This window comes from Rheinheimera sp. A13L (genome assembly GCF_000217935.1).
In the GTDB taxonomy this organism is placed as follows: Bacteria; Pseudomonadota; Gammaproteobacteria; order Enterobacterales; family Alteromonadaceae; genus Pararheinheimera.
The window spans coordinates 124016-137086 of the sequence record NZ_AFHI01000005.1; the positions used below are offsets into that span (position 1 = coordinate 124016).

The 13071-nt window shown below is 46.8% G+C and carries 14 protein-coding genes; 8 read left to right on the forward strand and 6 right to left on the reverse strand.

Annotated elements, in window-relative coordinates; translation table 11 throughout:
- Positions 1–31 precede the first annotated feature (31 nt).
- From RHEIN_RS03890 to nudF, 4 genes are read right to left on the reverse strand one after another with little or no spacing between them, the layout of a single operon-like run.
- Positions 32–601, reverse strand: coding sequence for a YqiA/YcfP family alpha/beta fold hydrolase (locus RHEIN_RS03890; protein WP_008897670.1), 570 nt, complete (start codon positions 599–601; stop codon positions 32–34).
- Positions 602–1372 carry a metallophosphoesterase family protein gene (locus RHEIN_RS03895; RefSeq protein WP_008897671.1) on the reverse strand — a complete coding sequence of 257 codons (771 nt, stop codon included), beginning with the start codon at positions 1370–1372 and terminating at the stop codon, positions 602–604. It abuts the gene before it with no gap.
- Positions 1372–1815 (reverse strand): DUF1249 domain-containing protein, encoded by a 444-nt coding sequence (locus tag RHEIN_RS03900; protein WP_008897672.1) that lies wholly within the window; start codon positions 1813–1815, stop codon positions 1372–1374. Before RHEIN_RS03900 ends, RHEIN_RS03895 begins: the two co-directional genes overlap by 1 nt.
- A 34-nt stretch (positions 1816–1849) precedes the next feature.
- On the reverse strand, positions 1850–2491 hold the full coding sequence (nudF, locus tag RHEIN_RS03905) for an ADP-ribose diphosphatase (protein ID WP_008897673.1): 642 nt from the start codon (positions 2489–2491) through the stop codon (positions 1850–1852).
- 116 nt (positions 2492–2607) lie between these two features.
- Between nudF and tolC the strand changes: the two genes are divergently transcribed.
- From tolC to RHEIN_RS03920, 3 genes are all read left to right on the forward strand, one after another.
- Positions 2608–3954, forward strand: a complete 1347-nt coding sequence (gene tolC / locus RHEIN_RS03910) for an outer membrane channel protein TolC (protein ID WP_008897674.1) — start codon at positions 2608–2610, stop codon at positions 3952–3954.
- Between the two features lie 108 nt (positions 3955–4062).
- Entirely contained in the window at positions 4063–4986 is a 924-nt protein-coding gene (gene lpxL, locus RHEIN_RS03915) for an LpxL/LpxP family Kdo(2)-lipid IV(A) lauroyl/palmitoleoyl acyltransferase (RefSeq protein WP_008897675.1), read from the forward strand.
- A gap of 91 nt (positions 4987–5077) precedes the next feature.
- On the forward strand, positions 5078–5686 hold the full coding sequence (locus RHEIN_RS03920) for a TcpQ domain-containing protein (RefSeq protein ID WP_008897676.1): 609 nt from the start codon (positions 5078–5080) through the stop codon (positions 5684–5686).
- Positions 5687–5738: 52 nt separating this feature from the next.
- Here RHEIN_RS03920 and glnE read toward each other — a convergent pair whose 3' ends face one another.
- Positions 5739–8564: a bifunctional [glutamate--ammonia ligase]-adenylyl-L-tyrosine phosphorylase/[glutamate--ammonia-ligase] adenylyltransferase gene (gene glnE / locus RHEIN_RS03925; protein ID WP_008897677.1), complete on the reverse strand. Its 2826-nt coding sequence runs from the start codon at positions 8562–8564 to the stop codon at positions 5739–5741.
- Positions 8565–8571: 7 nt separating this feature from the next.
- Positions 8572–9447: a CYTH domain-containing protein gene (locus tag RHEIN_RS03930; RefSeq protein ID WP_008897678.1), complete on the reverse strand. Its 876-nt coding sequence runs from the start codon at positions 9445–9447 to the stop codon at positions 8572–8574.
- A gap of 247 nt (positions 9448–9694) precedes the next feature.
- On the opposite strand from RHEIN_RS03930, the gene RHEIN_RS03935 reads away from it, so the two are divergent.
- From RHEIN_RS03935 to brnA, 5 genes are all read left to right on the forward strand, one after another.
- Positions 9695–10318, forward strand: a complete 624-nt coding sequence (locus tag RHEIN_RS03935) for a TIGR04211 family SH3 domain-containing protein (RefSeq protein WP_008897679.1) — start codon at positions 9695–9697, stop codon at positions 10316–10318.
- 356 nt (positions 10319–10674) lie between these two features.
- Positions 10675–11127 (forward strand): hypothetical protein, encoded by a 453-nt coding sequence (locus RHEIN_RS03940; RefSeq protein ID WP_040554443.1) that lies wholly within the window; start codon positions 10675–10677, stop codon positions 11125–11127.
- A gap of 594 nt (positions 11128–11721) precedes the next feature.
- Entirely contained in the window at positions 11722–12180 is a 459-nt protein-coding gene (parS, locus tag RHEIN_RS20635) for a type II RES/Xre toxin-antitoxin system antitoxin (protein ID WP_008897680.1), read from the forward strand.
- Entirely contained in the window at positions 12180–12659 is a 480-nt protein-coding gene (locus tag RHEIN_RS03955) for an RES family NAD+ phosphorylase (protein WP_008897681.1), read from the forward strand. The genes parS and RHEIN_RS03955 overlap by 1 nt, the downstream gene beginning before the upstream one ends.
- A gap of 137 nt (positions 12660–12796) precedes the next feature.
- Positions 12797–13039: a type II toxin-antitoxin system BrnA family antitoxin gene (brnA, locus tag RHEIN_RS03960; protein WP_008897682.1), complete on the forward strand. Its 243-nt coding sequence runs from the start codon at positions 12797–12799 to the stop codon at positions 13037–13039.
- Positions 13040–13071: the final 32 nt, after the last annotated feature.

Consider the following 13071-nt stretch of genomic DNA (forward strand, 5'->3'; position numbering starts at 1 on the left):
CAGGGTATAACTGTATTAACAACCAGTTGTTTTACGCTATTTGGCAAAACTTGACAATAGCAGGCAGGCAATCGCTATAGCCCTGATAACTATGATCACCACCTGGTTGCACATCTAGTGTACAACCTGCATAAAACTGCACCGCTTTACGATAATCCAGTACTTCATCCCCCTCTTGCAGCAATACCAGATAACGGTCCAGAGCTGTAGGTTTATACTCAAGCTCTGCCAGCAACGGCATATGCTGGGGTTCCACACTGAAATCCTGCTTCAGTACCGGATGATGGTATGTACCAAAATGTCGGCTTAACAGCTCATAAGGTGCAACAGCAGGGTTGATCAGCGCGGCATAACAACCAGTTTGTTCGGCCAGGTAAGTGCCCAAAAAACCGCCCAAAGAACTGCCTATCACCGCATCAGGACGACGGCCATTCAACGCCTGTTCTATTGCGTTGATAGCTTCTGCAGGAGTGTAAGGTAAATCCGGCATCAACAGCTCTACATCAGGCAGTTGCTGCTGGAAAAAAGCTTTAGTGATGATGGCTTTTTCGGATTGCGACGAGCTGGCAAAGCCATGTAAATAAACAACTAGTTTCGACATTTATCCTTCCAGAAATCGCCAGTGCACTGCTGTATCAACATCAGCATTGGCATCAAAAACCCATTCAATATAGCCAGGACGGCCTGCCACGCTCTGATAGTCTGGCGTCAGTAAAAACTGCACTGAACTGGCAGGACAACCCACCAGCTGAATACCTTGCTGTAGTTTGGCATAGGCATAATGGCAATGACCATGGGCCAGACCTTTGATCCTCGAGTCTGAGGCCAAAATCTGCCATAAAGCAGCGGCATCCAGCTGAATATGCTCGTCAATAAAACTGCCCATTGGGCTGATATGATGATGACAAAACAACCAAAGAGCCGAATCCGGCGGATAAGACGCTAGTTGCAGCTGTAACTGCTGTTGCCGGGTTTGATCAAAATAGCCTGCTGGTGTTGGCCCTTTGCTATTGAGCAAACAGAATCGCCAGTTGCCGGCACTGAGTTCGGTGTCAGAGCAAAAAGGAGGCGATGCAAACGCCTGCTGCATCAGTTCAACATCATCATGATTGCCGGGCAGATAAAATACCGGACAGAGCCAGTTCTGAAACAACAGCGCGATTAACTGATAAGAAGACAGACTATGATCCTGGGTTAAATCGCCCGTCAGGATCACAGCATCAGGTGGATTGTGCTGAAGTTGAGATAACAGCAGTTCCAGCTGCCGATAAGGCTGAACCCCACAAAACCAGTCATCCGCTTCTGCTAACAAATGGCAATCAGAAATTTGGACCAGCCGATAAGCGTCTTTTTGTGCAAACACAAACGCCATCAGGCTAATAACTCAGCATTTTGATAGCCGCGGCGTGAACAGAGATTCAGCCAGTCGCGTAATAATAAATTAATCTGGCGTTTTTCGTCCGGCAATAACATGTCGACATTAGGGTAACTGTACACAGCTTTAAACTGACGCACTTGCTGACAAGCCAGGACTTCAGCCAGCCGCGCATCATGGTACAACCTCACCTCAAATCGCGGTTTTACCCAGCCACTCATCGACTGGCTAATGAGTTCAATGCTAATGGTTGTGGTGTATTTACATAACTCAAGCAGCTCAACCTGATAACTTTCGCTGGCATTGATATGAATAAGGCAACGTTGCCCCGGACGCTGATGACGGGGCAGAAAAAAACGCAGCTGTGCGTAATTGCGCTCACATAAACTGAGAAAATCAGGCAGGTAAGGCACATAACGTTTTCGGGCCAAATTTGGCATACCAGCGACTCTCTTTATTCCTGTGCTTTGAACATTAAACTGAACCAGCCCAACGTTGTTTTACTTCAGCCAGATTCAAGGCTAACCATTGCAAGGCAATGACAGTGGCAGCATTATCAATTTTTCCGGCCTGTAAAAGTTGCATTGCAACCTGACGCGGCAGGCTGTGAACTTTAATATCTTCCTGCTCTGACGCCAAGCCATAGACACCGGTTTCTACTTTCTGTTCCAGCCGCGCCAAAACTAAATATACCCGCTCTGTACAACCACCAGGGCTGCTTTGATAGCTAAGCATAGGCCAGAATTCTGTCAGCTTCAGACCTGCTTCTTCTTCAGATTCACGCATTGCAACCTGCTCTACCGATTCACCCGGTTCAATCATGCCGGCTATAGCTTCGAGTAACCATGGGCCGTTTGGATTCTGCAGGGCGCCAATACGAAATTGTTCAATCAGTACCAGACTGTCGTTTTTCACATCATAAGGCAGCACTATAACCGCATGACCTCGTTCAAATAATTCACGCTTTACTTCTGTACTCCAACCGCCGTTAAATAACTTATGCGCTATTTTGTAGCTGTCGATCCGGAAAAAACCCTGAAAAACTGTGTTCTGGTCGAGTATTTTTACATCAGATGAATGAAAAGAAGGATAATTTTCTGGCTTGAAATCAGGCATTTGAAGACTCACATTCTGTTACACTTGAACCTATGCTGTTTACGCTTTAGTCATTACTTAGTTAATACCAACAAGGTATTATTGGACCACTTTTGCACAATTATGGATTTTCGGTTATGAAAAAAACCTTGTTAGGCACGTTGATTGGCTCGGCACTGGCTCTCCTGAGTGTGCAGGCAAATGCCGAAAACTTGCAAACCATTTATCAGTTAGCAACAAAAAAAGACCCGCAAGTATTAAAAGCTGCGGCTACCCGCGATGCAGCCAAAGCGCGCATTGATGTGTCAAAAGCCAGCTTATTACCACAGGTAAATTTTACAGCAGGCGCAACTCACTCTTTTGGCGACAACATGAACAATAGTACTGGCGCTCTGTATGATGCTGAAAGCAATACAGTAAGAGCAGGTATTAACTTAACCCAGTCTTTATTTGACTGGAGCCGTTATGAGAACCTGTCTATTGCTGAAAAAGCCGCTTTACAAGGCCAGACCGCTTATGACGCTACAGTACAGACCTTAATAGTCCGTGTATCTCAGACTTATTTTGATGTATTAACAGCTGAAGACAACTTAAGTTTTGTGGTTGCCGAAAAGCGTGCAATTGAACGTCAACTGGAACAAACCAAACAACGTTTTGCTGTAGGTTTAACTGCAATTACCGACGTACATGAAGCTCAGGCTCAGTTTGACAGTGCAGTTGCCCGTGAAATCAGTGCACAAAACAATCTGGAAACAGCCCGTGAATTTTTACGTGAAATTACCGGCCAGTATCATGCTCAATTGGATCCATTAAACACAGCGCGGTTTAGCACCAGCCAGCCGACACCAAATAATGCGCAGGATTGGGTGCAAACAGCACAGGACAATAACCTGGAGCTGAAAATCCGTAAGCTGTCATTAGATATAGCCGAGCACAATGTCCAGATTGCCCGCTCAGGCCATTACCCAACGTTGGATTTGCAGGCATCTACCGGACTGGAAAACAGTAACGGCAGAAATAAAGATACAGGTGTGGGTTCGAACTCTCCTCGCACAGATAGTAGCTCTATTGGTATCAATCTGGTAGTACCTATTTACTCCGGTGGTGGTACTGTGGCTAACGAAGAAGTGGTGCGTGCTAACTATGTGGAGGCCGCTGAAGATTTAGAATTGAGTCACCGCAGCGTGATCCGTCAGGTCCGCAGCAACTACAACAACGTTGGGGCTTTGATTTCCAGTACCAAAGCACTGGAACAAGCGGTTATTTCAGCAGAAAGCGCGTTAAAAGCCACTGAAGCAGGTTTTGAAGTAGGTACCCGTACTATTGTTGACGTACTGCAAAGCACCCGTAACCTGTTTGATGCCCGCCGGAACTTGTCGAAAGCCCGTTACGACTACATCTTGTCTGTTTTAGCTTTAAAACAAGCAGCCGGCACTTTAACGGAAGAAGATTTATTCACTGTAAACAGAGCTTTAGGTAACTAAACTCCTCAAGGGGTGGCAAAGACGCCGCCCCTGTTCCTACCAGTTAAGACTTTTTTCCCCATTTTTTTTCGTTACAATAGCCGCACTTTTTTTGCCCGAGGATCTGCTGTGGTTCATGTTCCACGTTTTACCATTAGTTTTTTACACCCTAAACACTGGCCTTTATGGTGTGGTTTAGGCCTGATGTGGATCCTGCTGTGGTTGCCTTACCCTGTATTGATGAAAATGGGCGAAGGTTTAGGCTGGTTGCTAATGAAAGCCATGAAATCGCGTGTGAAAGTGACACGCCGTAATCTTGAGTTGTGTTTCCCGAATATGCCAGAGGCCGAACGCGAAGCTCTGGTCAAACAAAATTTCAAAGAAACCGGCAAAGCTGCTTTTGAAACTTTTATCGGCTGGTGGTGGCCAGACTGGCGTGCTCGCCCTTTATGCCAGTTCACAGGCAAAGAACATATTCAGGCAATACTGGACCAGGGCAAAGGCGTATTGCTGCTCAGCGGGCATTTTTTGTCATTGGAAATGATTGCCCGTACTTTTGGTTTTCACTGCCCTGCCGTAGGTTTTTACCGTCCAAACGACAATGAAATTATGGAGTATTTTCAATACCATGGCCGGGTACGTTCAAACCGTTATCTGATTGGTAAACGTGATGTTCGCACCATGATCAAAGCCTTAAACGAAAAAGAAGTCTGTTTTTACCTGCCTGATCAGGATTATGGCCGCAACAAAGCTGAGTTTGTGCCATTTTTTGCCGTGAAAGAAACCGCCACTACTACTGGTACTTTATTGTTTGCTGGCAGCGCAAACTGCGAAACTGTACCTATTCATTGTTACCGCTTACCTGGTTATCAGGGTTACAGAGTGGACGCTTTGCCCGCTTTTGAAAACTTCCCCAGTGGCGATAACAAAGCCGATGTAACACGGGTGAATCAATGGCTGGAACAAGGGGTTCTGGCTCACCCTGAACAGTATATGTGGTTGCATCGCCGCTTTAAAACCCGACCAAATCCGGATGACCCGGGTTTGTATTAAAACAGCCCTATACTTTTTCGCAATCAACTGAAGTTGCAGCACTGCGTGAAGGCAGGCTATTATGCAGTGACGCTGACCAGGGATAAAAGCTATGTGGTTTTGGATCAAGCACTTATTGCTTGCAGCTTTATTACTCATACTTGCTGCTATTGTGATGTTTAAACCGGAATTGCTGTATTTCAAGCCGGAAAAACTGTCAGAAAGAAGCTCAGACGCAGTCAAGGGCTTCACTGATTTTTATAGCAATATTCGTAGTTCTTTTGCAGACAAAGACGACGGCTCAGCCGATTTTGTGATTGAGTTAACCGAAGATCACAGCAACCTGATCCCAATGTTACGCGACAGAGCAAACCGCATGGTGGCTTTGCCCGAAAACTGGAAAGGTAACGAAACAGACAGGCGCTTCCGGGTCGGTGATACCTTAAAAACTGTGCTGACGATGCAAGGGCGCAAAGAAGGGGTTGAGCTGTTCTGGGTGTTATCAAAAGACTATAAAGTAAAACATTATTTCCAGACGGACTTCAGCTACATCAGCGCTATTCAGGAAGCGTCACAAGCTATTTCGTCAGACTTTGAACAGCCGGTTCAGGCCTACTTCTGTAATGTGTCCAGAGCTGTGGTGCTGACAGATAAAATCATCCCTTTTTTGCAACAAAACTGCATTAATATCAATGCGCCACGCCGCCGGGTTACAGGTTAACTGACAACAGCATCCTTGCTGTTGTCATGCCACGCCGCTTCGCTAAAGCACCTTAACTGAACAACTGGTCCCAAACCTGTCGCACCTGCTCCATCGCATCATCCAGTTGTTGTGCAGTTTCAGTGGCCGGGGCTAAGGTTTGCCTGTGACTGACGCCCCTTAACTGCTGATAAGCCTGCTGCAATGCCTGTGTTTGTTCAGGTTGCAATAAACCCACTGCCGCTGCAGCATCCAGAATACGAATATTGTCGCTGTAGAAATACAGATCCGCATGCTGATGGCCGTAACCCAATACCAGATACTGGCTGATAAACTCCAGATCCACTATGCCACCAGACGCATGTTTAACTTCTTTTGACTGCTCGCCATGGTGTTGCCGCAGCTTTTGCCGCATTTCTTTGACTTCAGCTTTAAGCCCGGATAAATCACGGGCTTTAGCCAGGACTTCGCTACGTATTTGGTTAAAACGTGCTGCAATTTTGTCATCACCATAAACCACACGGCTTCGCACCAGCGCCTGATGCTCCCAGGTCCAGGCTTCTTTTTCCAGGTACTCCGCATAAGTATCAATATGCACAGCCAATAAGCCTGCATTACCAGCCGGACGTAAACGGGTGTCTATGTCATACAAAACCCCACTTGGAGTTCTGGTGGTAAACATATGCACTATACGTTGCACCATCTTGATATAAAACTGACGGGAATCAATGGCTTTGTCGCCTTGTGTCGGGGCCAGATTATCGCACTGGTGCACAAATACTAAATCTAAATCTGAGCCATAACCCAGCTCCAGCCCACCCAGTTTGCCATAAGCCAGCACAGCAAAAGCTTTGGCATCTTCTGGTTTTAAGCCAGCAGGTAAACCATATTTTTCCGCCATTTGTTGCCAGGACAATTCGACGACAGTCGCAATAATGGCTTCGGCTAAAAAGGTTAGATGGTCACTGACTTTCATCAGCGGCAAAATGCCTGTGATATCGGCAGCTGCAATGCGTAGTTGTTGGGCTTGCTTAAACTGGCGCAACACTTCCATTTGCAGCTCTAAATCATCCACAGGCACCCGCAGCATGCTTTGACGTAATTTATCCTGATAATCGGTAGATTCTGGTACCTGGTACAGCTGGGACGGGTCTATCAGTTCGTCCAGCAATAAGGGATAACGCGCCAGATACTCAGCCAGCCAGCCGCTTTTATGACACAAAGTGACAAGCTGCTGCAGTGCCGGCGGGTTTTCTGATAACAGCTCCAGATAAGCAGTGCGGCTGACAATTTGGCGAAATACGCCGAGCACCCGCTGTAACACCAAAGCTGAACCTTGTTGTTTGGCTAATTGATGCAATAAAAACGGAATAAGCTTTTCCAGCAGTTCGCGACCACGAGGGCCCACACTGCGTTTTTGGCAGTCTTGTTTGAATTGTTTTAAATGATCCAGCAGTTGTTTGGCTTCGTACAAGGCCAACCAATGCAAATGTTCAGCTAAATCTTCTGACGGCAAGTCACTGTCCCAGCACAGGCGACCCAGTACCATTTCTTCCGGCTCAGGGTTATCGCCTTGATCGATCACCAATTTAAAATGCTGGTGAATACGGCCCATGGCCTGCTCTGTGGTGTCAGTCAGTTGCTGCCAGTTGTCAAAACCTAAGCCCAACACCAGTCGTTGCCTATTCAGCTCATCGGCAGGTAAGGTTTGAGTTTGTTGATCGTCCAGCCCCTGCAACAGCTGTTCAACTTTTCGTAACCACAGATAATCCTGCCGCAGTTGTTGCTGGTGATCGGGCTCTAATAACTGCTGGTTTTGCAGCGCATTCAGCGCTTTAAAAATAGAGACTTGCTGCAACTCTGGAATACGGCCACCGCGGATCAGCTGCAGGGTTTGCACCACAAACTCCACTTCACGAATACCACCTGCACCCAGTTTAATGTTATCAATACGGTTACGACGGCGATTTTCCTGCTCTATAAGCTGTTTCATCCGGCGCAAGGATTCCAGCGCTGAAAAGTCGATATAACGCCTGTACACAAAAGGTTTCAGCAGCTGATTTAATTCCACTGCATGCAAAGGGTCAGGGTTCAGAATACGGGCTTTTAGCATGGCATAGCGTTCCCATTCTCTGCCTTGCGCCTGATAATAATCTTCCATAGCAGCAAAACTCAGCACCAGCGGCCCTGAATCGCCAAAAGGCCGCAAACGCATATCGACCCGGAAGACAAAACCGTCTGCTGTAACCTGATGTAAAGCCGAAATGAGCTTCTGGCCTAACTTGGTAAAAAACTGCTGATTCTCGACTGACCTGCGTCCGCCGCTGGTTTCACCATTGTGCGGATAGGTAAAAATCAGGTCGATGTCGGACGAAAAGTTCAGCTCACCGCCACCGAGTTTGCCCATACCTAAGATCAGCAAAGGCATAGGCTGACCTTGTTGATCCACAGGCTGACCCCACTGAGTGGCAATATCCTGATAAGCCCACTGATAAGCGCTGTTAATCAGGTTATCTGCCATGGCGGATATATCCAGCAAACATTGCTCTGTGGATTTTACAGCGAGAATATCGGCCGCCAGAATTTGTGCGAGTTGCGCATTACGACAACGGCGCAGAGCTTTAAAAACTGTAGCTTCAGTGTGATCCGTTAACTGGCTCAGAGGGTTCTGATGATCCAAAGGCAAAGCCAATTGCTGTTTATTCAGCAGCACAGGGATCAGCTCTGGTTGCTGCTGCATCACCCGGCTTAAAAAAGGACTGACCGCCAGTAATAAGTTCAGATTGTGTTGTTGTTCTGCAGTCAAATCCGCTATTAACAAAGTGGGTAACACCAGATCCACTTCATGCTGCAATTCACTGGGTAATTCGGAATTTACTCGGGCGATCAATGGGTTCATCAGTACCTCAGGCAGAAAACAAAGATTCAGAACAATTCAGCAAAGCACAGTTATAAGCTGCACTGCTAAAGAAACTCAAGGCCTGTTTAGCATCGGGCGGCGGCAAAGCGGCAAAGTCTGCAGATACAACAGACAAAGCCTTTAGACATTGAGCTATCACTTGCCATGACTCTGAGTCCTGACTGCGTAAAAAGTAACTTTCGTGATACTGCAAAGACTTTAATAAAGCTGCTGTGCTGCTGTTGTCCAAGGCGGTAAAGACCAAAGGCTGCTGCTGAGCTAAACGATAACCCCGTTCAGCTTTAGACTGCCAGCCCAAACGCAATGGCAGCAACTGCACTAACTGACGTGACAATTCAAACAAGGCTTTGACCTCGCCTTGTTGCAGCTCCAGCTCCAGCTCAAATATTGCTTCGTTTTGTTCCCCTGAAACCACTTCGCCCTGATCCAACACAGCTTCGACTGTGCTGCCGTCAGCTAATGTTAACAACCAGCTCTGGCGAATAAAATCGGTGCGAAACAGCTGTTTCAACTGACTTTGCAGCTGTGCTAAATCTGTATCGGCTGGCCATACTTCAGCAGGAAAAGCATTGAGTTCAGGCCAGACCGAAGCACAAGGCAAGTTGTATTCAGGCCGAAAATGCAAACCTCCATGCTGCTGCCCTGCTAACTTGATGGTTTGTTCAAACTGACCTTTTTTCAGCCGGGTTCGCAAACCGGCGTCATGACGGCGAAACCACAGACCATCAGTTTCATAATAAGCATTGAGTAATTGCACGCTTTCATGCTTCTGCACTGTCACTGCCAGCTGTTGCCATACAGGCTCCAAAGCAGGCACAGAGCTTTGGGTGAGTAAAAATTTAAGTTCAGCTTCCATCGCCATAGCGGCTTATTTCCTGTTCTGTAAACGCGTTTCATGCCCTAAGTAATTGGTGTTGCAGCGCGGCAGCAAGCGAATGAGTCCCCATGAACATAGATAAACTATGTGATTGGGGTGAGAGAACGTAGCCAACAAAACTGCAACTTCAAGTACGACGGGGATAAGCTCTTGTCAATTGATAACTATCTGGCCTATGATCGGCTCAATTCTCCATTTTGGCCAGATGTTGGTCGGTTTTTTTAGGATTTATATGTTGATCACCTCAAGACCCTGGCAAGCAGGCATGCTACTGGCCACAGTGTTGCTAAGTACAAGCCTCACTGCACAACAAGAAACAACAGGTACTCCGGTAAGCCCACAAAATGCCTACATCAGCGACAAGCTGATCACATACCTTTACAGCGGTCCGGGCAGAGACTTCAGAATAATCGGCAGCATTGCCGCTGGCGAAGAAATTAAATTGGTTGCTGAAGACAGTACCTCAGAATACTGGCAACTGACGGACAGCAAAGGCCGCACCGGCTGGATTTTAAAGCAATACGTAAGCTTAACCCCAGTCTTTGGCAGCGAAGCCGGTGAACTGCAACAACAATTACAGCAACAGCAAACTTTAGTTGCCCAGTTACAGCAGGAAAAAGAGCAGTTACAGCAACAACTCAATGAAACCGACGCCGCAGTGCAACAAGCCGAAACAGCCACAGCTACTGCTCAGCAAACCATTGCTTTACTGACCACGCAACTACAAGAAAAACCAGCCGCCTTCTGGCAAGACAAAATGGTATTAGGGTCCATCTTAGGCTTCGCAGGTTTGTTATTCGGCTTAGTAGTTCCATCCCTAATCCCAGGCCGCCGCCGCAAAGAACGCTGGATGTGATTTAAAGCGATTGGTTTTACCTTCTGAAATACCCTGTTTGTAGTTTAAGAAAATCAGGTGCTGAGCTGGCTGTAAAGGCTCAGTATCTGGTTTAACTCTACCGCCACTTGCAAATCAGCTGTACCGCCTAGTTTCAAAAGAAGTACCACTTAAAAAACCTCAAGGCCAGCTTTTTACCTTTGCTCCGATATTTCAAATGATCAGTTTTTCTTAATCAGCTATTTCCGCCATAAATTTTCTGGTTTTTTCTCTCAAATTCATAGAAGCTAAATCACTATAGTGTTTTGGGCACAGGGCAATACCCGACCCCAAGAGTTTATGTCGTATTGAAAAGCCAGACTCACAGGTCTCCACCGATGATTCATTTTAATTTCTCAGAAACAGAGCATAAAAAAGCAGGCTGGTTACTGGTTCTGCTAGCGCTTTGTTTCTCGCTAGCTTTGTTCACTGCAACGGAAAGCCCGTATAGCATGAACGCATCAAGCAAAACTGAAGATAGCTGCATTTCTCTGTCCGGCCAGGAACAACTACAGTGTTTTCAGCAGAGAAATACAGCGAGCCCTGTATATAACGATACTGTCTCGTTTGAGAGGGAACTCATGCTGGCAGTACAGATACTTTTTGTTGCTCAGCTCATTTTATTATTTACATTTAAAATAAGTTGGCAGCAAGCAACAGCATTCCTCAGCATAGATGGAATAGGAGCCGTCTTTGCTTCTGGCGTCTTTGAGATTTTCATTGTTCTCGTGCCATTGACCTGCGTTTCGTTGGGGCGCAGGTATTGGCATTTACGGTCTTTATTCTGGTAAGCAAAGCCATTGGGTCCAGTCTTGCAATGTGCGTTATTTCCAAACTTCGCTTTTTGCAACCAATACAAAAGCCACATCAACTACTGGCACCAGTCCCCCATTGGGGGGCGGTTCCGGTACTTCGCTGAGCTCAGTACGTCCATTCGGCGGCAAGCCAAACTGTTGGCTTACCGAAAGCCCGAATGAACCCAGACAAAATTGGGTGGCCAAGGTTTTAAGGCTGGGAGTGTCTGAGTGAGGAGCGGTAGCGACGAGCGAGTTACCCAGCCGCCTTGGACGCACGATTTTGGGCCGGGCTTTATACTCACTTCGTTCGTACCCCTTCGGGGCCAGCTAAAGCTGTTCAACGCAAGCGTTGTCGCTGCGACCTGGGGTCGCCTTTTCTTTGCGCCGCTTTCTTTTGGCGACGCAAAAGAAAGCGGCTCGCCAAAGGCGAAAGCTCTACAGTAAAAGATGTAGCCATTGCAAACAAGTCCATCGGGCAGACGCAAAACACGTCCTTTGTCTCAACTGAGACATCTTAAGTTGCAAGTGAAACATCCCCCTACTACACTACTCACATGAAACAACTTTTTGTTGCAAGTGAGACAAAACATGACTATTGGCACAGCCTACAAACCCAAAGCGAATACCACTAAGCCAGTCGGCTTGCTTGCCGCCTTGTCTCTACCTAAGCAACCTATTGATGCCCATCTGAAAATACTGGCGGGATTCTCGTCCGATATAGTGACCAGACTGTCCAAAGAAACCCAGATTGACGAGATGACAATTTGCCAATGGGTTGGTATTAGCCGCGCCACTTATCATAGGAAAAACAAAGAGGATAAAAAAAGCTTCTCGGTTGAACAAAGTGGAAAACTTTATATGTTCGCCAAAGTGCTGGATGCAGCCCTGCAACTGTTTAACGGTGATATGCCAGCGGCAGTGCAATGGCTTAAATCGCCAGCCAGAGCTCTAGGGGGCGAATGTCCGTTACAGATGTTAAGCACTCCAACAGGAGCTGAGGCCGTGATTGACCTGATAGGCCGGATTGAGCATGGTGTTATCTCCTGATGAAGTCGATAGACCTGTTTCGACTGACAAAGACTGGTTTTGTTTCCGCATGTTTTGATGGTGAAGGCGCGCGCTTATATGGCGGGCGATGGAATTCTAAAGGCGCGCCTTGCGTCTATCTGGGCACCACCCGTGCTATCTCTGTACTGGAAACTCTGGTTCATCTGAATAATGAGCAAAAGTTACCACTATTTTCTATGCTTCAACTGACTGTGCCGGAACAACTGGTCTCGACTCTTGCTCCATCAGACTGGCCAAAGGATTGGGCACTGGATCCTGCACCGTCATCTACCAAAGAGATTGGCGATCTATGGTTGTCAGGCTGTAGCAGTCTGGTTTTACTTGTGCCAAGTTCGGTGGTTTCAGGTGAGTGGAATGCCTTGTTTAATCCCGCCCATCCGGAAGCAAAAAGTATTGTTTCAGCTGCCAAAGCAATAGAATTCAACTTGGATCCAAGGCTGATAAAGAAAGGGGGATAACTATAGACAGACCTCTGAGGTGCGTCTTGAATCTCATTTCTGAGCTAAACTTTGCAACAGGTGATTAGCAAAGTTCAAACCCTGACTATGAAGTGTAAATTCTGTCAGACGTTCGCGAAAATCCGAGGTAGAGCTGTATGAAAGCGCATGAATTCGATGCCAGGTTTGAAGCAGATGAAGATGTAACAGAGGATCTTGATCTGACCCAAATAAAAAAACCAATGCTAAAACAAAAACGTGTCAATGTAGATTTTCCTGCCTGGATGCTCGAGTCTTTAGATCGTGAAGCACACAGAATAGGTGTTACTCGTCAGTCCATCATTAAAATCTGGCTTGCACAAAGGCTGGAAGCTATACCGCAGCATAATACTGGCTCGTGACTGTAATTTGAGAAGGGCGGATGCAAGACCCG